This window comes from Kocuria rosea (genome assembly GCF_023715525.1).
Taxonomy (GTDB): Bacteria; Actinomycetota; Actinomycetes; order Actinomycetales; family Micrococcaceae; genus Kocuria; species Kocuria rosea_A.
This window is the reverse complement of record NZ_JAMBOG010000008.1, coordinates 105,869-126,757: the sequence shown is the minus strand read 5'-3', so window position 1 is coordinate 126,757 and position 20,889 is coordinate 105,869. Positions and strand designations below refer to the sequence as shown.

The 20,889-nt window shown below is 74.7% G+C and carries 18 protein-coding genes and 1 riboswitch; of the genes, 5 read left to right on the top strand and 13 right to left on the bottom strand.

Annotation, left to right across the window (positions count from 1 at the left end; translation table 11 throughout):
* Positions 1–22 precede the first annotated feature (22 nt).
* Complete coding sequence (locus tag M3185_RS07840) at positions 23–268, top strand: RNA-binding S4 domain-containing protein (RefSeq protein ID WP_251333109.1); 246 nt, start codon at positions 23–25, stop codon at positions 266–268.
* A 15-nt stretch (positions 269–283) separates the two neighbouring features.
* Here the strand turns inward: M3185_RS07840 and M3185_RS07835 are convergent, their stop codons facing one another.
* Genes M3185_RS07835 through M3185_RS07825 form a run of 3 tightly spaced genes read right to left on the bottom strand, consistent with a single transcriptional unit; the run spans position 284 to position 3,525 of the window.
* Positions 284–937 (bottom strand): alpha/beta hydrolase, encoded by a 654-nt coding sequence (locus M3185_RS07835; protein WP_251333108.1) that lies wholly within the window; start codon positions 935–937, stop codon positions 284–286.
* Positions 938–991: 54 nt separating this feature from the next.
* Positions 992–2,176, bottom strand: a complete 1,185-nt coding sequence (gene metX, locus M3185_RS07830; protein ID WP_251333107.1) for a homoserine O-acetyltransferase MetX — start codon at positions 2,174–2,176, stop codon at positions 992–994.
* Positions 2,173–3,525: a bifunctional o-acetylhomoserine/o-acetylserine sulfhydrylase gene (locus M3185_RS07825; protein WP_251333106.1), complete on the bottom strand. Its 1,353-nt coding sequence runs from the start codon at positions 3,523–3,525 to the stop codon at positions 2,173–2,175. Before M3185_RS07825 ends, metX begins: the two co-directional genes overlap by 4 nt.
* Positions 3,526–3,603: 78 nt before the next feature.
* Positions 3,604–3,719, bottom strand: a riboswitch (SAM riboswitch).
* 138 nt (positions 3,720–3,857) lie between these two features.
* On the opposite strand from M3185_RS07825, the gene M3185_RS07820 reads away from it, so the two are divergent.
* Positions 3,858–4,496 carry a VOC family protein gene (locus M3185_RS07820; RefSeq protein ID WP_251333105.1) on the top strand — a complete coding sequence of 213 codons (639 nt, stop codon included), beginning with the start codon at positions 3,858–3,860 and terminating at the stop codon, positions 4,494–4,496.
* 25 nt (positions 4,497–4,521) lie between these two features.
* Here the strand turns inward: M3185_RS07820 and M3185_RS07815 are convergent, their stop codons facing one another.
* Positions 4,522–5,301, bottom strand: coding sequence for a CPBP family intramembrane glutamic endopeptidase (locus tag M3185_RS07815; protein ID WP_251333104.1), 780 nt, complete (start codon positions 5,299–5,301; stop codon positions 4,522–4,524).
* Between the two features lie 68 nt (positions 5,302–5,369).
* On the opposite strand from M3185_RS07815, the gene M3185_RS07810 reads away from it, so the two are divergent.
* Positions 5,370–7,541 (top strand): S9 family peptidase, encoded by a 2,172-nt coding sequence (locus M3185_RS07810; protein WP_251333103.1) that lies wholly within the window; start codon positions 5,370–5,372, stop codon positions 7,539–7,541.
* A 44-nt stretch (positions 7,542–7,585) separates the two neighbouring features.
* On the opposite strand, the gene gatB is transcribed toward M3185_RS07810, so the two are convergent.
* The 3 genes from gatB to gatC are packed head-to-tail and all read right to left on the bottom strand — an operon-like array spanning position 7,586 to position 11,044.
* Entirely contained in the window at positions 7,586–9,100 is a 1,515-nt protein-coding gene (gene gatB / locus M3185_RS07805; protein ID WP_251333102.1) for an Asp-tRNA(Asn)/Glu-tRNA(Gln) amidotransferase subunit GatB, read from the bottom strand.
* The gene (gene gatA / locus M3185_RS07800) at positions 9,100–10,743 is read right to left on the bottom strand and encodes an Asp-tRNA(Asn)/Glu-tRNA(Gln) amidotransferase subunit GatA (protein ID WP_251333101.1); all 1,644 of its coding nucleotides are present in this window, start codon (positions 10,741–10,743) and stop codon (positions 9,100–9,102) included. Before gatA ends, gatB begins: the two co-directional genes overlap by 1 nt.
* A 4-nt stretch (positions 10,744–10,747) precedes the next feature.
* A complete protein-coding gene (gatC, locus tag M3185_RS07795) occupies positions 10,748–11,044 on the bottom strand; it encodes an Asp-tRNA(Asn)/Glu-tRNA(Gln) amidotransferase subunit GatC (protein WP_251333100.1) in 297 nt (98 codons plus the stop codon).
* A gap of 139 nt (positions 11,045–11,183) precedes the next feature.
* On the opposite strand from gatC, the gene M3185_RS07790 reads away from it, so the two are divergent.
* The gene (locus M3185_RS07790) at positions 11,184–11,747 is read left to right on the top strand and encodes a hypothetical protein (protein WP_251333099.1); all 564 of its coding nucleotides are present in this window, start codon (positions 11,184–11,186) and stop codon (positions 11,745–11,747) included.
* A 106-nt stretch (positions 11,748–11,853) separates the two neighbouring features.
* Here the strand turns inward: M3185_RS07790 and M3185_RS07785 are convergent, their stop codons facing one another.
* From M3185_RS07785 to M3185_RS07760, 6 genes are all read right to left on the bottom strand, one after another.
* Positions 11,854–12,576, bottom strand: coding sequence for a LysM peptidoglycan-binding domain-containing protein (locus M3185_RS07785; protein ID WP_251333098.1), 723 nt, complete (start codon positions 12,574–12,576; stop codon positions 11,854–11,856).
* 458 nt (positions 12,577–13,034) lie between these two features.
* A complete protein-coding gene (locus M3185_RS07780; RefSeq protein WP_251333097.1) occupies positions 13,035–13,874 on the bottom strand; it encodes an inositol monophosphatase family protein in 840 nt (279 codons plus the stop codon).
* A 2-nt stretch (positions 13,875–13,876) separates the two neighbouring features.
* Entirely contained in the window at positions 13,877–16,165 is a 2,289-nt protein-coding gene (ligA, locus tag M3185_RS07775) for an NAD-dependent DNA ligase LigA (RefSeq protein ID WP_374238480.1), read from the bottom strand.
* Between the two features lie 72 nt (positions 16,166–16,237).
* Positions 16,238–17,203 carry a MaoC/PaaZ C-terminal domain-containing protein gene (locus M3185_RS07770; RefSeq protein WP_251333096.1) on the bottom strand — a complete coding sequence of 322 codons (966 nt, stop codon included), beginning with the start codon at positions 17,201–17,203 and terminating at the stop codon, positions 16,238–16,240.
* Positions 17,200–18,582: a 3-oxoacyl-ACP reductase gene (locus M3185_RS07765; RefSeq protein ID WP_251333095.1), complete on the bottom strand. Its 1,383-nt coding sequence runs from the start codon at positions 18,580–18,582 to the stop codon at positions 17,200–17,202. Before M3185_RS07765 ends, M3185_RS07770 begins: the two co-directional genes overlap by 4 nt.
* Before the next feature lie 49 nt (positions 18,583–18,631).
* A complete protein-coding gene (locus M3185_RS07760) occupies positions 18,632–20,032 on the bottom strand; it encodes an acetyl-CoA C-acetyltransferase (protein ID WP_251333094.1) in 1,401 nt (466 codons plus the stop codon).
* A gap of 68 nt (positions 20,033–20,100) precedes the next feature.
* Here M3185_RS07760 and M3185_RS07755 point away from each other — a divergent pair, with 68 nt between their 5' ends.
* A complete protein-coding gene (locus tag M3185_RS07755) occupies positions 20,101–20,874 on the top strand; it encodes a TetR family transcriptional regulator (protein WP_251333093.1) in 774 nt (257 codons plus the stop codon).
* Positions 20,875–20,889 lie beyond the last annotated feature (15 nt).

The following is a 20,889-nucleotide window of genomic DNA, read 5'->3' as shown; positions in this document are numbered from 1 at the left end:
GGGAGGCTGGGACAATGGGGCCATGACGACACCACCGCAGCAGCACGGCACGCCCGAGGACCTGGAGATCCGGGACGGGATGATCCGGCTCGGCCAGGCGCTGAAGCTGGCGAACCTCGCCGAGGACGGCGCCCACGCGCGGTCCCTCGTCGAGGAGGGCCGGGTCCGGGTGAACGGGGAGGTCGAGACGCGCCGCGGCCGCCAGCTGCACGCGGGGGACGTGGTCAGCGCCCACGGGACCTCCGTGCGCATCACGGCCCGGGACTGAGCCCGGCCGGGCGGCTCAGCCCCGCAGCACCACCTGGGTGAGGTACTCGCCGACGTGGCCGAGCTCCTGGGGGCTGACGCCGTGGCCCACCCCGGTGTAGTGGACCTTCATGACGTCGGCGTGCTCCAGCGCCCACTCGGCGGTGGCGTCCACGAGCTCCGGTGGGATGACGGGGTCCTGCGGGTCCCGGCCCCAGAACATCGGCAGGCGCTGCTCCCGCAGCCGCTCGTCGGCGAACAGCGGGTGCTCCCCCGGGACCACGAACCCGGACAGGCCCACCACGGCCGCGATCTCCCCGGGCATGTGCCGGGCCAGGGACGTGGCCATGGCCATGCCCTGGGAGAAGCCGAGCAGCGTGATGCTGGAGTGCTCGGCCGCGCGCTCGCGCAGCCAGGCGGCCACCGGGGCCACGGCCTCGAGCACCCGCTCCAGCGAGAAGCCGAGGTCCGCGGACAGCGGGAACCACTGGTAGCCGAGCTGGACCGGCTGCGGCGCCCGCAGCGACGCGACGCTGAACTGCGCGGGCAGGGCGGGCACGAGGCCCATGAGGTCGCGCTCGTGCGAGCCGTACCCGTGCAGCAGCACGAGCAGGGGCGTGCCGGGGCGGGCGTCGGCGTCGTTGCTCCAGACGGCGAAGGGGGCGGCGGTCGGGGCGGGGGCGTCGGTCATGGCACCAGTGTGCCACCCGGGCCCCGACGGCGGCGCCCGGCGGGCAGGACCGGCTCAGGCCTCCCGCAGGACCGTCTCGACGAGCAGCTTCCCGAGCTGCGGGGACTCGAGGAGGAAGCCGTCGTGCCCGGACGGGGACGTCAGGGTGCGCCGGCGGACCCGGCCCGGCAGGGCGGCGGCGAGCACGTCCGACTCGTGCGGCAGGTACAGCCGGTCGGAGTCCACGGCGGCCACGAGCCACTCGCACGAGCTGACGGACAGGGCCTCCTCGAGCGTGCCGCGGCCCCGGGCGACGTCGTGGGACATCAGCGCCTCGTTGACGGCCAGGTACGCGTTCGCGTCGAAGCGGCCCGCGAGCTTGGACGCCTGGTGGTCGAGGTAGCTCTCCACCTGGTAGCGCCCGCGCTCGGCGGCCGTGGCGCCGATCACGTGCTCCTCGCCCTGGGGCGTGCGCCCGAACCGGTGGTGCAGCTCGGCCGCGGAGCGGTACGTGATGTGGGCGATCCGCCGGGCCAGGCCGAGGCCGGCCGCGGGGAGGGGCCCGTCGTAGTAGTCGCCGCCGCGGAAGTCCGGGTCCTGGCGGATCGCGAGGTTCTGGGCCTGGCCCCAGGCGATCTGCTCGGCGCTGGACTGCGCGCAGGCCGCGATCACGGCGCACGCCCGGACCCGGTCCGGGTAGGTCACGGCCCACTCCAGGGCCCGCGCCCCGCCCATGGACCCGCCGATGACCAGGCGCCAGGCCTCGACGCCGAGGGCGTCGGCGAGGGCCGCCTCGGCGTGCACGGTGTCGCGGATGGTGACCATGGGGAAGCGCGAGCCCCAGGGCCGCCGCTCGGGGTCCACGCTCGGCGGCGCGGGGCTGGCCGGGCCCGTGGACCCGTAGCAGCCGCCCACGATGTTCGCGCAGACCACGAAGTAGCGGTCGGTGTCGATGGCGGCGCCGGGGCCCACGAGGCCCTCCCACCACCCCGCGCTCTCGGCGGCGCGCCGCTCGGCCTCGGACGCCCCGGGACGGGCCCGGCCCGCGGCCACGTGTGCGTCCCCCGTGAGGGAGTGCTCGACGAGCACGGCGTTGGAGCCGTCCGGGGCGAGGGTGCCCCACGTCTCGTAGGCCAGCCGCACCTCGGGCAGCCGGTGGCCCGACTCCAGCTCGAGCGTCCCGATCTCGGCGTGGCGCGCCACCCCGTCCTCCCGGACGGGGGTCCCCGCGCCGAGCCCGCGCAGCACCGTCACGGTCACTCCTGGGCCCCGGCCGCGGCCGCGAAGCCCTGCTCGAGGTCGGCGAGGATGTCCTCGACGTTCTCCAGGCCCACGGACAGGCGCACGAAACCGGGCTCCACCCCGGCTCCGAGCTGCTCCTCCGGCAGGAGCTGGCTGTGCGTCGTCGACGCCGGGTGGATGACGAGCGAGCGGACGTCGCCGATGTTCGCGACGTTGGAGTGCAGGCTCAGGGCGTCCACGAACGCGGCACCGGCCTCGCGGCCGCCCTCGAGCACGAAGCCCAGGACGGACCCGGCGCCCTTCGGCGCGTACTTGCGGGCCCGCTCGTGCCACGGCGAGGACTCCAGGCCCGCCCAGGACACGGAGCGCACGTCCTCGCGAGCCTCCAGCCACCGGGCGACCGTCCCGGCGTTGGCCACGTGGCGCTCCATGCGCAGGGACAGGGTCTCGATCCCCTGCTCGATGAGGAACGCGTTGAACGGGGAGATCGCCGGGCCGAGGTCGCGCAGCAGCTGCACCCGGGCCTTGAGGACGTAGGAGAGGTTGGCCCCGAAGGGGCCGTCGGCGCCGAGCGCCTGGGCGTAGACGAGCCCGGCGTAGGACTCGTCGGGGAGGTTGAAGCCGGGGAACCGGTCGGGGTAGCGGCCGTAGTCGAAGTTGCCGGAGTCCACGATGAACCCGCCGATGGCCGTGCCGTGGCCGCCGAGGAACTTGGTGGCCGAGTGCACCACGACGTCGGCGCCCCACTCGAGGGGCCGCACCAGGTAGGGGGTCGCCACCGTGTTGTCCACGACGAGGGGGACCTCGCTCTCGTGGGCGATCCCCGCGACGGTCTCGATGTCGAGGACGTCGTTGCGCGGGTTGGGGATGGTCTCGGCGTAGAAGACCTTGGTGTTCGGGCGCACCGCCCGCCGCCACGCCTCGGGGGCGTCCGGGTCGTCGACGAACGTCGTCTCGATGCCGAGCTTGGCCAGGGTGAACTTGAAGAGGTTGAACGACCCGCCGTACAGGCTGGGGCTCGCCACGACGTGGTCCCCCGCGCCGGCGACGTTGAGCACCGCGAACGTCGTGGCCGCCTGCCCCGAGCCGAGCATGAGCGCCCCCACCCCGCCCTCGAGCGCCGCGATGCGGTTCTCCACGACCTCCGTGGTGGGGTTGCCGATCCGGGTGTAGATCGGGCCGAGCTCCGCGAGCGCGAAGCGGTCCGCGGCGGCCTGGGCGTCGGGGAACACGAAGGACGTCGTCTGGTGGATCGGCAGGGCCCGGGACCCGGTGACCGGGTCGGGACGCTGGCCGGCGTGGATCTGCTTGGTCTCGAAGGACCAGCCGGCCGGGTTCTCGGGCGTGGGAAGGGGGGACTCGGGCATGCCGTGAGCTCCTTGCGGAAAGTCAGGGGTCCGGTCTCCGGCCGTCGCGGTGCAACCGGGGAACGGCCGGGCACCGAGGACCCGCGCTTGCTGCCTCGCCGGGCGCGAGGAGCCTGGTCTTCACCCAGGGCACCCCACCGCGGTGGAGGGTTGCCGGCCAGCTAGCTGGGGCTTGGACGCTGGCGCTCATGACCTGCCCACATTCTCCGGATTCGGGGAACACGGCGTCAAGCCGGGTCCGGCGCGGGGCCCGGCGCCGGGCCCCGCGGGGGTCCCCGGGCGCGCCGCGGGCCGATTTGGAGACGCAACTCACACGGTGCCACGATGTGCCCATGAGAGTCGACCACGTGTCCTACGCCTGCCGCCCCGAGGGTCTGGCCGCCACCACCGAGCGGATCGCGGACCAGCTCGGGATCGAGCCGGTCAAGGGCGGGGTGCACCCCCGTTTCGGCACCCGCAACATGATCCTGCCGCTGACCAACCACCAGTACGTGGAGGTCGTGGAGGTCCTCGAGCACCCCGCGGCGGAGAAGGCGCCGTTCGGCCAGGCGGTGCGCGCCCGGTCCCGGGCGGGCGGCGGCTGGCTGGGCTGGGTCGTGGAGGTCGACGACCTCGCCCCCTTCGAGCGGCGGCTGGGCCGCGAGGCGGTGGCCGGCCACCGGGTGTTCCCGGACGGGCGCTGCCTGCAGTGGCACCAGATCGGCGTCATGGGCCTGATCGCGGATCCGCAGCTGCCGTTCATGGTGCGCTTCGACTCGGCCCCGGAGATGCACCCCTCGCAGGCCCGGATCACGGACGTGGGCCTCGCCGGGATGTGCATCGCGGGCGCTCCCGAGCGCGTCACCGAGTGGCTGGGCGCGCCGGTCGAGACCGCGCTGCAGGACGTGGAGGTCGAGTGGCGCTACCCGGACGGGACCCCGGGGCTGCTGTCGGTGACGTTCACCACCCCGGACGGCCCCGTCACCATCTGAGCCCGCGCGGACCGGGCGGCGGGGCTCAGCCCAGCAGCCACGCGCTGCCGAGGAAGCCCACGGCGTCGAGCAGGAAGTGCGCCACGACGAGGGGCATCACCCGCCCGGTGCGCCGGTAGAGCTCCGCGAAGACCAGGCCCATCACCACGTTGCCCAGGAACGGGCCGATCCCCTGGTAGACGTGGTAGACGCCGCGGAGCAGGGCCGTGGCCGCCAGCACCGCCGGCCAGCGCCAGCCCAGGCGGGTCAGCCGGTCCGCGAGGAAGGCGACGACCACCACCTCCTCCACGAGCGCGTGGCGCAGCGCGGACAGCAGCAGGACCGGCACGGTCCACCAGTGCTCGGCGAGGCCCGAGGTCGTGACCTGGGCGGTCACGCCGAGGGCCCGCCCGGCCCCGTAGAGGGCCAGCGTGCCCAGGCCCATGAGCAGGAACAGCACGGCGCCCAGCCCGAGGTCCGACAGGGGCATCCGCGCGTCGAGCCCGATCCGCCGGGCGGCGGTGCGCAGGGCCCCCGCCGAGCCGGCGAGCAGGTAGAGGGCCAGCAGCACCGGGACGAGGTCCAGGCCGATCCCGGCGAGCTGGCGGAGCAGGTCGAAGACGGGTTGGATGCTCAGCGGCGGGTTGAGGGTCGCCTGCGCCTCGGCGAGCGGGCCCCGGGCGAGGTCCTCGGCCAGGGAGATCACCGCGTACACCGCGGAGGCGCCCAGCGACACCCCGAGCACGAGGAGGATCTGGACCCACAGGTCGGCGCGGGTCGAGCCGAAGGAGGGCGGTCGCCGGTCCACGTGCGCGGGGGTGCTCATGCGGCCATTGTGGCACTGGCCCCGGCCGGCGCCGCGGGGCGGGCGGCGGCGTTCCCTAGGATGGTCCCATGACAGCTCAGCCCCCGCAGATCCGCCGGCAGCCCGTCGAGCGCGCCTTCCACGGCCACGTGTTCTCCGACCCGTACGAGTGGCTGCGCGACAAGGAGTCCCCCGAGGTGCTCGGGCACCTGGCCGCCGAGAACGACTACGCCGAGGCGTCCACCGCCCACCTGGCGGGGCTGCGGGAGAGCATCTTCGGGGAGATCAAGGGCCGCACCCAGGAGACCGACCTGTCCGTGCCCAACCGGCGCGGGAGCTGGTGGTACTTCTCGCGCACGGTCGAGGGCGGGGCGCACCAGGTCTTCTGCCGCGTCCCCGCGGCCGTCTCCGGGGACCTGCTCGCGGACTGGACCCCGCCCGTCGTCGAGCCCGGCAGCCCCCTGGCCGGGGAGCAGGTGCTGCTCGACGCCAACGCGGAGTCCGCGAAGCACGAGTTCTACTCGCTGGGCAGCTTCGACGTCGCCGAGGACGGGAGCCTGCTGGCGTGGTCGGAGGACACGGCCGGCGACGAGCGGTTCGTCCTGCGGGTCAAGGACCTCACCACCGGGGCGCTGCTGGCCGACGAGATCCCCGGCACCTTCTACGGCGCCTTCCTCGCCCCGGACGCCCGCGCCGTCTACTACACCGTGGTCGACGAGACCTGGCGGCCCCACCAGCTGCGCCGCCACGTCCTGGGCACCCCGGTGGCCGACGACGTCGTCGTGCTCGAGGAGACCGACCCCGCCATGTGGCTGGGGGCGGGGCTGTCCGCGGACCGCCGCTGGATCGTCGTGGACGCCGCCTGCTCCGAGTACTCCGAGGTGCGCCTGCAGCCCGTCGCCGATCCCGCGGCGCCGTTCCGGGTGGTCCTCCCCCGCACCGACCGGGTGCTCTACGAGGCGGAGCCGTTCGTGCTGGACGGGCAGGAGCGGATCCTGCTCACCCACGACCACGAGGCGCCCAACTCCCGTGTCTCCCTCATGGACCCCGCCCACCTCGGCCTGCCGGTCGCGCAGGTGCCCCTGCGCGACGTCGTGCCGGCGTCGGCGACGGAGCGCGTCAACGGCTGCGCGGTCACCGCGACGCACCTGGTGGTCTCCGTGCGCGCGGACACGACCCTGCGGGTCCGGCTCGTTCCGCTGGCCGGGCTGGCCGGGGACGCGGCGGCCGCGCCCGTGGAGCCGGCGTTCGAGGAGGCGCTCTACACCGCGACCGTCTCGGCCGCCGAGCACGACGCTCCGGTCGTGCGGCTGTCCTACACGTCCTTCACGACCCCGCCGCGGGTCTACGACGTGTTCGTCTCCGGCGCCACGGGCGACGACGTCGCCCTGCCCGCCGAGCCGCTGCTGCGCCGCGAGGCCACGGTCCTCGGCGGCTACGACCCCGCCGACTACACGGTGGAGCGGGACTGGGCGACCGCCGCGGACGGCACCCGGATCCCCGTCTCCCTGGTGCGGCGGGCCGATCTCGACCCGTCCGCGCCGGCCCCGGTGCTCCAGTACGCGTACGGCTCCTACGAGCACAGCACCGACCCCGCGTTCTCCGTCTCCCGGCTGTCCCTCCTGGACCGCGGCGTGATCTGGGCGGTCGCCCACGTGCGCGGCGGCGGGGAGCTCGGCCGGGCCTGGTACGAGCACGGGAAGAAGCTGCACAAGACGAACACCTTCACCGACTACGTGGCCGTCACCGACCACCTCGCGGCCCGCCCGGACGTCGACGAGCGGCGCATCGTGGTGATGGGCGGCTCCGCCGGGGGCCTGCTGGTGGGCGCGGTGCTGAACCTGGCGCCGGAGAAGTACTGCGGGGCGCTCGCGGCCGTGCCCTTCGTGGACCCGCTGACCTCGATCCTCGACCCCTCCCTGCCGCTGACGGCGCTGGAGTGGGAGGAGTGGGGCAACCCGATCGAGGACCCGCACGTCTACCGGTACATGCGCGACTACTCCCCCTACGAGAACGTCCGCCCGCTGCCCTACCCGCCGGTGCTCGCGGTGACCAGCCTCAACGACACCCGGGTGCTCTACGTGGAGCCGGCCAAGTGGGTCGCCGCGCTGCGCGGGGCCACGACCTCGGGCGAGCCCGTGCTGCTGCGCTGCGAGATGGCCGGCGGCCACGGGGGCGCCTCGGGCCGCTACGCGCAGTGGAAGGACACGGCGTGGGAGTACGCGTGGGTGCTCGACCGGATGGGCCTGGCCGGCGCCTGAGCCTTCCCCGGGACGCCGCCCCTCGTCGTGGGCGACGGGGTGCCTCAGCCCTGCACGCCGAGCTTCTCCAGGATCAGCTCGCGCACGCGGGCGGCGTCGGCCTGGCCGCGGGTGGCCTTCATGACCGGGCCGATGAGGGCGCCGACGGCCTGGACCTTGCCGGCGCGGACCTTCGCCACGACGTCGGGCATCTGGGCCATGGCGTCGTCGATGGCGGCCGTGAGCACGCCGTCGTCGGAGACCACGGCCATGCCGCGCCGCTCGACGACCTCGGCGGGGGTGCCCTCGCCGTCGACGACGTGCTGGAGCACCTTCTTCGCGAGCTTGTCGTTGATCTTGCCCCCGGTGATCAGCCCGTCGAGCTCGACCACGGTCCGCGGCGTGACGCCCAGCTCCGCGATGTCGACCTCCCGCTGCTTGGCGATGCGGGCGATCTCGCCCATCCACCACTTGCGGGCCGCGGCGGGCGTGGCCCCGGCGGCGACGGTCTGCTCGATCTCGTCCATCACCCCGGCGTTGACGACGTCGCGGAACTCCTGGTCCGAGTAGCCCCACGCCGCCTGGAGCCGCTTGCGCCGCTCGGCCGGGGGCTCGGGCAGCTCGGCGCGCAGCCGCTCGATCCACTCCTCGTCCGTCACGACCGGCACGAGGTCCGGCTCCGGGAAGTAGCGGTAGTCGTCGGCGTCGGACTTCGGGCGGCCGCTGGTCGTGGACCGGGTGTCCTCGTGCCAGTGCCGCGTCTCCTGCACGATCGTCCCGCCGGCCTCGAGCACGGCGGCGTGGCGCTGGATCTCGAAGCGCACGGCCCGCTCGACGGCGCGCAGGGAGTTCACGTTCTTCGTCTCCGAGCGGGTGCCGAAGGTGGTGGTGCCCTTGGGCATGAGGGAGACGTTGGCGTCGCAGCGGACGTTGCCGTGCTCCATCCGCGCCTCGGAGATGCCGAGGTCCTTCACGATCTCCCGGATGGCGGCCACGTAGGCGCGGGCCAGCTCGGGAGCCCGGGTGCCGGCGCCCACGATCGGCTTGGTGACGATCTCGATGAGCGGCACCCCGGCGCGGTTGTAGTCGACCAGGGAGAAGTCGGCGCCGTGGATGCGCCCCGTCGAGCCGCCCATGTGGGTGAGCTTCCCGGCGTCCTCCTCCATGTGGGCGCGCTCGATCTCGACGGTGAAGACCGTCCCGTCCTCCAGCTCGATGTCGATGGTGCCGTTCTCGGCGATCGGCTCGTCGTACTGGGAGGTCTGGAAGTTCTTCGGGGTGTCCGGGTAGAAGTAGTTCTTCCGGGCGAAGTGGGACACGGGCCGGATCGTGCAGCCCAGGGCGAGGCCGAGCTTGATGGCCGACTCCACGGCCACCTTGTTGACCACGGGCAGCACGCCGGGCAGGCCCAGGGAGACCGGGGTGATCGCGGTGTTCGGCTCGTCCCCGAAGACGTTGGGGGCGGCGTCGAACATCTTGGTCCGGGTGTTGAGCTCGACGTGGACCTCGAAGCCGAGCACGGGGTCGTACTTCTCCATCGCCTCGTCGAAGGACAGGATCTCTTCGGTGGTCTGGGTCATCAGCGGGCTCCTTCCCGGACGGGTGCGGACAGGGTGGACCCGGCGAGGTCGCCGGAGAGGTCGCGGACCAGCGCGGCGGTGTCCGGCAGGTCCTTCCACAGCGGCCCGCCCCAGCGGTCCTCGAGCAGGGCCTCGAGGCCGGCGCCGGCGCGGTAGAGCCGGGCGTCCTCGCGGGCGGGGGCCATGAACTGGACGCCCACGGGCAGGCCGTCCTCGGGGGCGAGGCCGCCGGGGACGGAGATCGCGGGGATGCCGGCCAGGTTGGTCGGGATGGTCGCGATGTCGTTGAGGTACATCTGCATGGGGTCGGCGGACTCGTCCACAGCGCCGAGCCCGAACGCGGTGGTGGGCGCGGTCGGGGACACGAGGACGTCCACCTGCTCGAAGGCGGCCGCGAAGTCGCGCTGCACCAGGGTGCGGACCTTCTGCGCGGAGCCGTAGTAGGCGTCGTAGTAGCCCGCGGACAGCGCGTAGGTGCCGAGGATGATGCGGCGCTTGACCTCGGCGCCGAACCCGGCGGCGCGGGTCGCGCCCATCACGCGCTCGATCGTCATCGGCCCGTCCTCGGGCAGCACCCGGTGGCCGAAGCGCACGCCGTCGTACTTGGCGAGGTTCGAGGAGACCTCGGAGGACATGATGAGGTAGTACGCGCCGAGGGCGTAGCGGAAGTTCGGGGTGGAGACCTCCACGATCTCGGCGCCCGCGGAGCGCAGCAGCTCCACGGCCTCGTCGAAGCGCTGCTGGACGCCGGCCTGGAAGCCCTCGCCCGTCAGCTCCTTGACCACGCCGACGCGCAGGCCCTTCAGCCCGCCCGCGGCGCCGGCCCGGGCCTGGGCGACGAGGTCGCCGACCGGTCCGGGCAGGGAGGTCGAGTCGTGGGGGTCGTGCCCGCCGACGACCTCGTGCAGCAGCGCGGCGTCGAGCACCGTGCGGGACACGGGCCCGACCTGGTCGAGGGAGGAGGCCATCGCGATCACGCCGTAGCGGGAGACCCCGCCGTAGGTCGGCTTCACGCCCACCGAGCCGGTCAGGGCGGCGGGCTGGCGGATGGACCCGCCGGTGTCCGTGCCCAGGGCCAGCGGCGCCTGGAACGCGGTGACGGCCGCGGCGGACCCGCCGCCGGAGCCGCCGGGGACGCGGGAGAGGTCCCACGGGTTGCGGGTGTCGCCGAAGGCGGAGTGCTCCGAGGTGGAGCCCATGGCGAACTCGTCGAGGTTGGTCTTGCCGAGCATCGGCATCCGGGCGGCGCGCAGCCGGCGGGTCACCGTGGCGTCGTAGGGGCTCATCCAGCCCTCGAGCATCCGGGACCCGGCCGTGGTCGGCTGGCCCTTGGTGACGATGAGGTCCTTGACGGCGATCGGCACGCCGGCCAGCGCCGGGAGCTCCTCGCCGCGGGCCCGGGCGGCGTCCACGTCGGCGGCCACGGCCAGGGCCTCCTCCGCGTTGACGTGCAGGAAGGCGTTGACGCCGGCCTTGCCGCGGGTGCGGTCGCCGGGGTCGACGGGCGCGCCGTCGGTCGCCTCGATCCGGTCGAGGTGGGCCTGCACGGCCTCGACGGAGGAGACCTCGCCGGCGGCGAGCTGCTGGGCGAGGGCGGCGGCGCTGAGGCCGACGACGCCCTGGGGGGAACCGGTGGTGGTCATGCGACTACTCCTCGTCCAGGATGGCGGGAACCTTGAACTTGCCCTCGGCGGTGTCCGGGGCGTTCAGCAGCGCCTCCTCGGCGGTGAGGGTCTCCCCCACGACGTCCTCGCGGAAGACGTTCTGCAGCGGGATGGGGTGGCTGGTGGCCGGGACGTCCGGGCCGGCGGCCTCGCTGACGGACGCGACGGAGTCGACGATGAGGTCGAGCTCGCCGGCCATGGCCCGCAGCTCCTCCTCCGTCATCTCGATGTGCGCGAGCTTCGCCAGGTGGGCGACCTGCTCGCGGGTGATCGCAGACATGCACACTCCTGCTCGGGATAGGGATGGTTTTCCGGTCCAGTCTAGCCGCGCGCCGTCCGGGGCCCGCCCGGCGGACGGAGCTCCCGGGCCCGGCATACCCTGGGAGGGACCACCGACCACGGCACAGGAGCACCACGACATGGCCAAGAACACCCCCGCCCGCACCAAGAAGGCCCGCGGCGCGAAGAAGGACCCCCAGGAGCGCCCCCGCGGGCGGGCCCGGACGGGGTCGGCGACGCGCGCGACGTCCGCGGCCGACGCCGCCAACGCGTGGCGGCAGCGGGTCAGCAAGGACGCCCAGGAGACGATCGACACGATGATGGCCCACGTCCAGGCCGTGGCGGAGGAGCAGCTGGGCCGCTACGGGGCGTTCCCGGCGTTCCTGGTCACCGCGCGCAAGGACGGGGAGTACGAGCTCGACGCGCTGGCCCCCGAGCAGCTCGAGGAGCTGGCCCCCGAGGCCGCCCTGGAGGCCCTGCGGGCGAAGGCCGCGCAGCTGCGCGACGAGGTGCTGTGCGCCGGGGTGGCGTTCCCCGTGACGCTGCCGGACCGCTCCGGCCAGACCGCCGTGGCCGTCGAGCTGGAGCACCGCGAGGGGGAGGCCCTGATGGTGGTGCTGCCCTACCGGGTCAAGGGCGCCGAGCGCTCGGTCGGCTTCGGCGACGCCTCCGTCGATCCGGCGACCCGGTGGCTGTGGCCCTGATCCCGTGCCGCCCGGGGCCCCGGGCGCGACGAAGGGCCCCTCCCGCTCGGGAGGGGCCCTTCGTCGTGGGAGCGCGGACGTGCCGCGCGGGCCGGATCCGGGAGGATCAGGCGGGGATGTTCAGCACCTGGCCCGGGAAGATCAGGTTCGGGTCGGCGATGGTGCCGCCGTTGGCGGCGGCGAGGGCCTCCCAGCCACCCTTGACGCCGAGCTTGCCGGCGATCACGGAGAGGGTGTCACCGGCAGTGACGGTGTAGCTGCCGCCGGAGACGGCGGCCGGGGCCACGGTGGCGGCCGGGGCGACGTACTGGACGACCGGGGCGGCGACCGGGGCCGGGGCCTCGACGGCCTTCGGGGCCGCGGGTGCCGGGGCGGCGACCGGGGCCGGGGCCTCGACGGCCTTCGGGGCCGCGGGAGCCGGGGCGGCGACCGGGGCCACGGAGGTGGACTGCGGGATCACGGCGGTGGGGGTGGCGCCGGCGTTGCCGGACAGGCCCAGCTGCGAGGAGCAGGCGGGCCAGGCGCCCCAGCCCTGGCCGTCGAGCACGCGCTCGGCCACGGCGATCTGCTCGGACTTGGAGGCGTTCGTCGGGTCGCCCTGACCGCCGAAGGCGGCCCAGGTGGAGGGGGTGAACTGCAGACCGCCGGAGAACCCGTTGCCGGTGCTGATGCCCCAGTTGCCGCCGGACTCGCACTCGGCGAGGGCGTCCCAGGTGGAGGTGGGAACGGCGTTGGCCGGCAGGGTCATGGCGCCCACGGCGGTCCCGCCCAGGATCAGGGCGGCGGCACCACGACGGACGTTGCGACGGATAGCGGAGGTGTTGTTCATGATGCTCCCTTGGGCCACCTGCGCTCGTTTCCGTCCCCGGATGTCTTCGCGCTGTCGTCTACCCGTCGATGGTGTTGTTTGGGTATGTGTTCACAGGTGTCTGCCTTGTAGACGACGTACGGTGTTACGGCAGCACCCAGCATGGAGTTGTGGCGGTCCTGTGCACGGGCACAGGGCACACCGGATCCCCGGAGGGGATCCTCGGGGAAGCTGTTGATAACGGTAGCGTAACGATTTTAGTTCCGCCACCCTTTTGCACGCTTGGTGGTGTAAGCCACATTCGGTGCGTGCGGGGAGCCGGCGCGAAGGAGCACCGGCGGCAGAGCGCAGGCTCCGCACGAGCGGAGGGCCGTGGCCCTCGGGGAAAACGCTCGTCGGTCACGCTACGGCAACGAAAAGGTCACGGTCAAATCACGACCGGTGTGTTCTCGCCCACGCACCCCCGGCAGGGGCCGCTCTCAGCCGGGAATGCCCCGCTCACGTGCGGTGATCCAGGCGGCCCGCCGGGCCTGCGCGGGCACCTCGCCCTGCGCCGGGGAGGGCAGGTCGGGGCGCACCACGAGCGCTCCCGCCTCCTCGGCGATGAGCGCGCCGGCGGCCCAGTCGTGCTCGTGCAGCCCCTGCTCGGCGTAGCCGTCGAGGGTCCCGTCGGCCACCATGCACAGGTCCAGGGCCGCCGAACCCAGACGCCGCAGGTCCGTGTAGTGCTTCATCGACATCAAGAAGGTATCGATCTGGCGCTCGCGCGCAGCGGCGTCGAACGAGAAGGCGGTGCCGTAGAGCCGGCCCGGGCGGCCCGGCACGGGTCCCTCGAGGCGCCGCACGCCGCCGTCGCGCTCGACCCAGGCGCCGGTGCCCCGCACGGCGTAGTACGTCCGGCCCAGGGCGGGGGCGTTGACGGCGCCCACCAGCCAGTTGCCCTGGGCGTCCGCGGCGGCCACGGAGGTGCAGTAGTAGACGATGTCGCGGATGAAGTTGGTGGTCCCGTCCAGGGGGTCCACCGACCAGCGGATCCCGGAGGGGTGCTCGGGGTGGTGGGTGCCCGACTCCTCGCCGGTGACGGTGTCGTGCGGGCGGCGGTCGAGGATCGCCCGCAGCACGGCCTGCTCGGCCGCGACGTCGAAGCGGGTCACCCAGTCGCCCTCCCCCGACTTGCCGGTCACGCCGAGGCGTGCGCTGTCGCGGCCCCGCAGCACCGCGGCGCCGGCCTCCGCGGCGGCCAGCGCCACCTCCAGCAACTCCTCGAGCTCCCCTCCGGTGGGCCCCAGGCCCTCGAGCGCGTCGTCGTGGCGTCCCACGGTCACTCCCCGTTCCCGTCGTCGAGCAGGGCGGCGACCTCGGGGCCGGTGCCCGTGGCCCCGCCGCCCGTGGCCTCGGCGCCGGCGAAGGCGCCGGGCCCCTCGGCGAGGAGCCGCTCGAAGCCGTCCTCGTCGAGCACCGGCACGCCCAGCTGCTCGGCCTTGTCCAGCTTGGAGCCCGCGTTCTCGCCCGCCACCACGAACTGCGTCTTCTTCGACACGGAGCCGGCGGCCTTGCCCCCGCGCACGAGCACGGCCTCCTTGGCGGAGTCGCGGCTGTGGCGCTCGAGGCTGCCGGTGATCACCACGGTGACCCCCTCGAGGGTGCGGGGCACGGACGCGTCCACCTCGTCCTCCATGCGCACGCCGGCGGCCGCCCAGCGGTCGACGATCTCGCGGCGCCAGGGCTCGGCGAACCACTCGGTGAGGGCCGCGGCGATGGTCGGGCCCACGCCGTCGGCCTGGGCGAGCGTCGCCTCGTCGGCCTCCCGGATCGCCCGCATGGAGCCGAACGCGGTGGCCAGGGAGCGGGCGGCGGTGGGTCCCACGTGCCGGACGGACAGCGCCACGAGCACCCGCCACAGCGGCTGGGACTTGGCCTTCTCGAGCTCCTCGAAGAGCTTGCGGGTGGTCGCGGTGGGCTCGGAGGGCTTCTTCGCGGTGCCCTTGGTCCAGAAGTACGGCACGAGCTCGGTCTCGCCCGTGGCCACACCCTTGGACCTCCGCTCCCGCCGGATCCGCACGTCGCGCAGGGCCTCGGCGGTGAGGTCGAACAGGTGGGCCTCGCTCGTCAGCGGCGGGGTCGCGGGCTCGGCGGGGTGGGTGAGGGCGAGGGCGGCCTCGTAGCCGAGCGCCTCGATGTCGAACGCCCCGCGCCCGGCGGCGTGGAAGACCCGCTCGCGCAGCTGGGCGGGGCAGCTGCGGGCGTTGGGGCAGCGGATGTCGACGTCGCCCTCCTTGGCCGGGCGCAGCTCGGTGCCGCAGGAGGGGCAGTGGGTGGGCATCACGAACTCGCGCTCGGTGCCGTCCCGCAGCGCCACCACGGGCCCGACGATCTCGGGGATGACGTCCCCGGCCTTGCGCAGCACCACGGTGTCGCCGATGAGCACGCCCTTGGCCTTCACGACGTCCTGGTTGTGCAGGGTGGCCATCTCCACGGTGGACCCGGCGACCCGCACGGGCTCCATGAGGCCGAAGGGGGTGACCCGCCCGGTGCGGCCCACGTTGACCAGGATGTCCACCAGTGTGGTGTTGACCTCCTCGGGCGGGTACTTGTAGGCGACCGACCAGCGCGGCACGCGGGAGGTGTGCCCGAGGCGGAACTGCGTGCGCCGGTCGTCGACCTTCACCACGATGCCGTCGATCTCGTGGAGGAGGTCGTGGCGGCGGTGGCCGTACTCCTCGATGAACGCGAGCACCTCCTCGACGGAGGAGAGCACCTTGTAGTAGGGGCTCACGGGCAGGCCCCAGCGCTCGAGCAGCCCGTAGACCGCGGACTGGCTCGGCGCCTCCAGGCCCGTGGCGGCGCCGATGCCGTGCACGTACATGGACAGCCGGCGGCGGGCGGTGACCTCCGGGTCCTTCTGCCGCAGGGAGCCGGCCGCGGCGTTGCGGGGGTTCGCGAAGGGCGCGCGGCCCTCGGCGACGATCGCCTCGTTGAGGGCGCGGAAGTCGCGGGAGGAGATGAACACCTCGCCGCGGACCTCGACCTCCGCGGGGACGTCCTCCCCGGCGAGCCGCGCCGGGATGGACGCGATGGTGCGCACGTTGTGCGTGACGTCCTCCCCGGTGGTGCCGTCGCCGCGGGTCGCGGCCCGCACGAGCTCGCCGTCGCGGTAGAGCAGGTTCACGGCCAGGCCGTCGATCTTCAGCTCGGTCAGCCACGCGGGGTCCGGGGCCCCGGGCAGCGCCGCGATCGAGGCGGCGGCCTTGTCCATCCACGCGGTGAGCTCGTCGATCGAGAAGACGTCCTCGAGGGAGTACATCCGCGCCAGGTGCTGCACCGGCGTGAACGCCGCGGAGACCTCGCCGCCGACCTCCTGGGTCGGCGAGTCGTTGGCCACGATCTGCGGGTGCAGGGCCTCGATCTCCTCGAGCCGGCGGTAGAGCCCGTCGTACTCGGCGTCGGAGATGGTGGGGGCATCCTCCACGTAGTACGCCGTGCGCGCCTGCCGCACCCGGTCCACGAGGTCCGCGTACTCGGCCTTGAGGTCCTCGCCGGGCTCGGCCGGGTTCAGGTCCTGGCCGGTGGCGTCGACGGGCTTCGCTGCGGTGCTTCGCTGTGGGCTCACCGGACCATTGTGACCCACGGCGCGGACAGCACGGCCGACGGCGCGGCCGGGGGACCCGGCCGCGCCGTCGGTTCAGCCGTCCCGGCGCGTCACCGCACCGGTGAAGTGGGGGCGCCCGCGCCGCGGGTCCCACCCCGCGTAGGTGGAGCTCCGCCAGCCGGGCCCGCGCCCGTCGTCGGCGACGGCGACGGCCACGGTGCCCGGCAGCAGCACCGGGGCCGCGAACTCCACCGTCCAGCGGAAGGCCGTGCCGGCGGGGACGCCGACCTGGGCGAGGGCGCGGGAGGCGGTGTACATGCCGTGCGCGATGGCGCCCTTCATCCCGAGGGCGCGCGCGGACGGGCCCGAGAGGTGGATGGGGTTCCAGTCCCCGCTCACCGCCGCGTAGTCGCGGCCCACGCCGCCCGGCAGCCGCCAGCTCGCCGTGGGCGCGGGCGGGACGAACTGCGCGCGCGGCGCGTCGGCGACCGGGCCCGGCACCCGCACCCCGCGGGCCAGGTAGGTGGAGCGCCCCTCCCAGACGAGCTCGCCGTCCTCCCGGGCGAGGCGGGCGACGACGTCGACCTGCGCGCCGGCCCGGTGCGGGCGCAGCCTCTCGGCGTGGGCGGTGGCGGTGAGGTCCTCCCCGACCGCCACGGGCCGGCGGTGCTCCACATCGTTGGCCAGGTGGACCATGCCCAGGACCGGCAGCGGGAAGTCGCGCCGGGTGAGCACGCTCATGGCCACGGGGAAGGCGAGGGAGTGCAGGTGTCCCGAGAACGCCTCGGTCCCGCCGGGGCCCTCCCGCAGGGGCGCGCCGACCACGCGGCAGAACGCCTCGTGCCCGGCCGCGGCCACGGTCACGCCCTCGACCACGTGCTCGGCCGCCGGCAGCCCGGGCACGGCCGGGGCCTCGCCGGCGCGGCCCGGCCGCCGGGCGCCGAGCGCGCGGGTCAGCCCGCTCCCGGCCGCCGTCGTGGCCGCCCGGGCGTAGAGGCGGCGCAGGGAGGGGACGTCGGTGAGCACGACCTGCTCGCGGGCGGTGGCGTCCACGCTCACGCCCCCACCAGGTTCTGGCCGCACACGCGCAGCGTCTGGCCGTTGACGCCGCCGGCGGCGTCCGAGGCCAGGAACAACACGGCCTGCGCGACGTCCTCCGGCAGCCCGCCCTGCTGGAGCGAGTTGAGCCGGCGGGCGACCTGGCGGCGGGCCGCTGGGATCCGCGCGGTCATCTCCGTCTCGATGAACCCGGGGGCCACGGCGTTGATGGTGCCCCCGCGCCGGGCGAGCAGCGGCGCCGTCGCGGCGACCATCCCGATCACCCCCGCCTTGGAGGCCGCGTAGTTGGTCTGGCCGCGGTTGCCGGCGACGCCGCTGGTGGAGGCGAGGCACACGATCCTCGGGGCCTGCCCGAGCCCCTCCCCGGCGAGGAGCTGGTCGTTCATCCGCAGCTGGGACTCGAGGTTGACGGCGAGCACGGAGGACCAGCGGGCCTCGTCCATGTTGGCGAGCAGCTTGTCCCGGGTGATCCCGGCGTTGTGCACCACCACGTCGAGGCAGCCGAAGCGCTCGCGGGCGAGCTCCAGGATCCGCTCCCCCGCGCGCTCGTCCGTGACGTCGAGCTGCAGGGCCACGGCCCGCAACTCGTTGGCGAGCCCGGCGAGGGCCTCGCCGGCGGCGGGGACGTCGACGACGACGACGCGCGCGCCGGCCTCGGCGAGGGTCCGGGCGATCTGCGCGCCGATGCCCCGGGCGGCGCCGGTGACGGCGGCCACCCTGCCCCGCAGCGGGGCCTCCCAGTCGGCGGGCAGCGACCCGGCGTCGTCGCCGACCGTGACGAACTGCCCGGAGACGAATGCGCTGCGCCCGGAGAGCAGGAAGCGCAGGGCGCCCAGCACGCTCGGGGCCTCCGGGGCCACGCCCTCGGCGAGCAGGACGCCGTTGGCGGTGGCTCCGCCGCGCAGCTCCTGGGCGACCGAGCGCAGGAGGCCGACGACGGCCTGGCGCGCCGCGGCCTCGGCGGGCGGGAGCGGGACGGCGCCCGCGGGGGTGGCCGAGGCCGCCCCCGCGCCGATCCCCGGGGCGGGCCGGGAGACGGCGACCACCCGCCCGCCGGGGGCCAGGGAGCGCAGCACCCCGCCCAGCCCGAGCGCGGGCTCCGCCAGCTGCGCGGGCGCGGTGAGCTCCGTGAGGGCCAGCACGATCGCCCCGAAGCGGGCGACGTCGTCGGGGTGGCGGCGGACGTCGAGGTCCCAGCCGAGCAGGGCCGCGGCGATCCGGTCCGCCTCCTCCCCGCGGCCGAGCACGAGCACCGGGCCGGGCACCAGGGGCGCCCCCGCCCGGTGGCGGCGCAGCCGCACCGGGCGGGGCAGCCCGAGCCGGCGGGCGAGCTCGGCGCCGGGGGCGGAGCTGACGAGGTCGAGATAGGTGTCTGCCATGAGGGGTCCTTCGGTGTCCTTGCTGGTCGGAGGGGCGGGGACGGCCGGGTCAGCGGGCCTCGAGGACGGCGGCGACGCCCAGGCCGCCGGCGGCGCACACGGAGACGAGCCCGCGGGCGGGACGGCCGGTCGCGTCCGCGCGCTCGCGCAGCAGCTTGGCGAGGGTCGCGACGATGCGCCCGCCCGTCGCGGCGAACGGGTGGCCGGTCGCCAGGGAGGACCCGACGACGTTGAGCCGGGCGCGGTCCACGGTGCCGAACGCGCCGGCCAGGCCGAGCCGCTCGCGGCCGAACTGCTCGTCCTCCCACGCCGCGAGGTTGGCGAGCACCGTGGCGGCGAACGCCTCGTGGATCTCGACGAAGTCGAAGTCCGCGAAGGTCAGCGCCTGGCGCTCGAGCAGGCGGGGCACGGCGTAGGCGCCGGCCATCAGCAGGCCCTCGTCGCCGTGCACGAAGTCGACGGCCGCGGCCTCGACGTCCACGACCTCGGCCAGCACGGGCAGGGAGTGCTCCGCGGCCCAGTCCTCGGAGGCGAGCAGCACGGCGGAGGCCCCGTCGGTGAGGGCCGTGGAGTTGCCCGCCGTCATGGTGGCCTCCGCGGCGAGGGACTTCCCGAACACGGGCTTGAGCCCGGCGAGCTTCTCGACGGTGCTGTCCGGGCGCAGGTTGTTGTCGCGGGACAGGCCCCGGAACGGGGTGACGAGGTCGTCGAAGAAGCCGCGGTCGTAGGCGGCGGCGAGATTCCGGTGGCTGGCGGCGGCCAGCTCGTCCTGGGCCCCGCGGGTGATGCCCCAGCGGGCGGTGGTGAGGGCCTGGTGCTCGCCCATGGACAGGCCGGTGCGCGGCTCCCCCGTGCCGGGGGCCACGGGCTTGAGGTCCGCCGGGCGCAGCTTCGCGAGCGCGCGCAGCTTCTGCGGGGTGGTCCTCGCCCGGTTGAGCTCCAGCAGGGACCGGCGCAGCCGCTCGCTCACGACGACGGGGGCGTCCGAGGCGGAGTCCACGCCGCCGGCGATCGCGGAGTCGATCTGCCCCAGGCGGATCTTGTTGACCAGGGTGGAGACGGCCTCCATCCCGGTGGCGCACGCCTGCTGGACGTCGAACGCGGGGGTGCGGGGGTCCAGGACGGAGCCGAGCACGGCCTCGCGGGTGAGGTTGAAGTCCTTCGGGTGCTTGAGCACCGCGCCGGCCGCGACCTCGCCGATCCGCTCGCCCGCGAGGCCGTAGCGCGCGGCCAGGCCGTCGAGGGCGGCGGTGAGCATGTCCTGGTTGCTCGCGCTCGCGTAGGCGCCGTGGGCCCGGGCGAACGGGGTCCGGTTGCCGCCGACCACGACGGCACGGCGGGCAAAGCCGGTCCGGTCGGCGCCGCTCGGGGTCGTCCGCTCGGCGGTGGACTCCGGGCCGTGCTCGGCGGCCCGGCCGGGAGCCTGGTCGGGGCGGGGGGACTCGGTCATGAGGTGCTCCTCGGTCTGCTGTGATGGCGGTCACGTCACCGCCGATATTACCTGATACCCTGGGTATCGTGAAACAGATCGACACGCCGGAGCCCGCCCCCGAGGACGCCGCTCCCGCCCCCGACGGCCGTTCGTCCCGCTGGGCCCGGCACCGCGCCCAGCGCCGGGTCGAGCTCATCCGCACCGCGCGCAGCGCCGTGGACGAGATCGGGCCGCAGGCGTCCATGGAGGAGATCGCCTCCGCGTGCCGCACCTCCAAGTCCGTCTACTACCGGTACTTCGGGGACAAGGCGGGGCTGCAGCGGGCGGTGGGCGAGTACACCGTGACGCGCATGCGCGACCGGCTCGGGGAGGCGGCCCGCGCGGCCGGCACGTTCGAGGGCACAGTGGAGGCGATGGTCGCGGAGTACCTGCTGAGCATCGAGCGCTCCCCGGCGGTGTACCGCTTCGTCGTCGGGGTGGCCCCGGACCCCGGCCGCCACGAGCGGCACCGGCACGAGCGCGCCAGGGGCGAGAAGGCGGGCAGGGAGGAGCCGCCCGCCGAGCCGGACCCGCACGGGCAGCGCTACCTCATCGAGGAGTTCGCCGACTCCGTGGCGTCCCTGCTCGCGGAGGCGCACGTGCGCCACTCCCCCGACGGGCGCCGGCTGGAGGAGCCGCTGCTCAGCTACTGGGCGTCCTCCACGATCGGCATGGTCCGGGGCGCCGGCGAGGCCTGGATGAACACGCCCGCGGGCACGGCCCGCCCGCCCCGCGAGCGGATGGCGGAGCTCATCCTCGGGTGGGCCGTCAACGGCCTGCGCCCCTCCGTCGCGCCCGCGCCGGGAGACCCCGCCGGCTGATCCTCCGCGCCGGAC

Bases quoted from the DNA above. Each gene is read 5' to 3' on its own strand.
- M3185_RS07815 (WP_251333104.1), bottom strand. From the start codon at position 5,301: ATGAGCACCCCCGCGCACGTGGACCGGCGACCGCCCTCCTTCGGCTCG.
- M3185_RS07765 (WP_251333095.1), bottom strand. From the start codon at position 18,582: ATGGCAGACACCTATCTCGACCTCGTCAGCTCCGCCCCCGGCGCCGAG.
- M3185_RS07785 (WP_251333098.1), bottom strand. From the start codon at position 12,576: ATGAACAACACCTCCGCTATCCGTCGCAACGTCCGTCGTGGTGCCGCC.
- M3185_RS07825 (WP_251333106.1), bottom strand. From the start codon at position 3,525: ATGCCCGAGTCCCCCCTTCCCACGCCCGAGAACCCGGCCGGCTGGTCC.
- M3185_RS07790 (WP_251333099.1), top strand. From the start codon at position 11,184: ATGGCCAAGAACACCCCCGCCCGCACCAAGAAGGCCCGCGGCGCGAAG.
- M3185_RS07835 (WP_251333108.1), bottom strand. From the start codon at position 937: ATGACCGACGCCCCCGCCCCGACCGCCGCCCCCTTCGCCGTCTGGAGC.
- M3185_RS07760 (WP_251333094.1), bottom strand. From the start codon at position 20,032: ATGACCGAGTCCCCCCGCCCCGACCAGGCTCCCGGCCGGGCCGCCGAG.
- M3185_RS07820 (WP_251333105.1), top strand. From the start codon at position 3,858: ATGAGAGTCGACCACGTGTCCTACGCCTGCCGCCCCGAGGGTCTGGCC.
- gatB (WP_251333102.1), bottom strand. From the start codon at position 9,100: ATGACCCAGACCACCGAAGAGATCCTGTCCTTCGACGAGGCGATGGAG.
- gatC (WP_251333100.1), bottom strand. From the start codon at position 11,044: ATGTCTGCGATCACCCGCGAGCAGGTCGCCCACCTGGCGAAGCTCGCG.
- M3185_RS07810 (WP_251333103.1), top strand. From the start codon at position 5,370: ATGACAGCTCAGCCCCCGCAGATCCGCCGGCAGCCCGTCGAGCGCGCC.
- M3185_RS07840 (WP_251333109.1), top strand. From the start codon at position 23: ATGACGACACCACCGCAGCAGCACGGCACGCCCGAGGACCTGGAGATC.
- gatA (WP_251333101.1), bottom strand. From the start codon at position 10,743: ATGACCACCACCGGTTCCCCCCAGGGCGTCGTCGGCCTCAGCGCCGCC.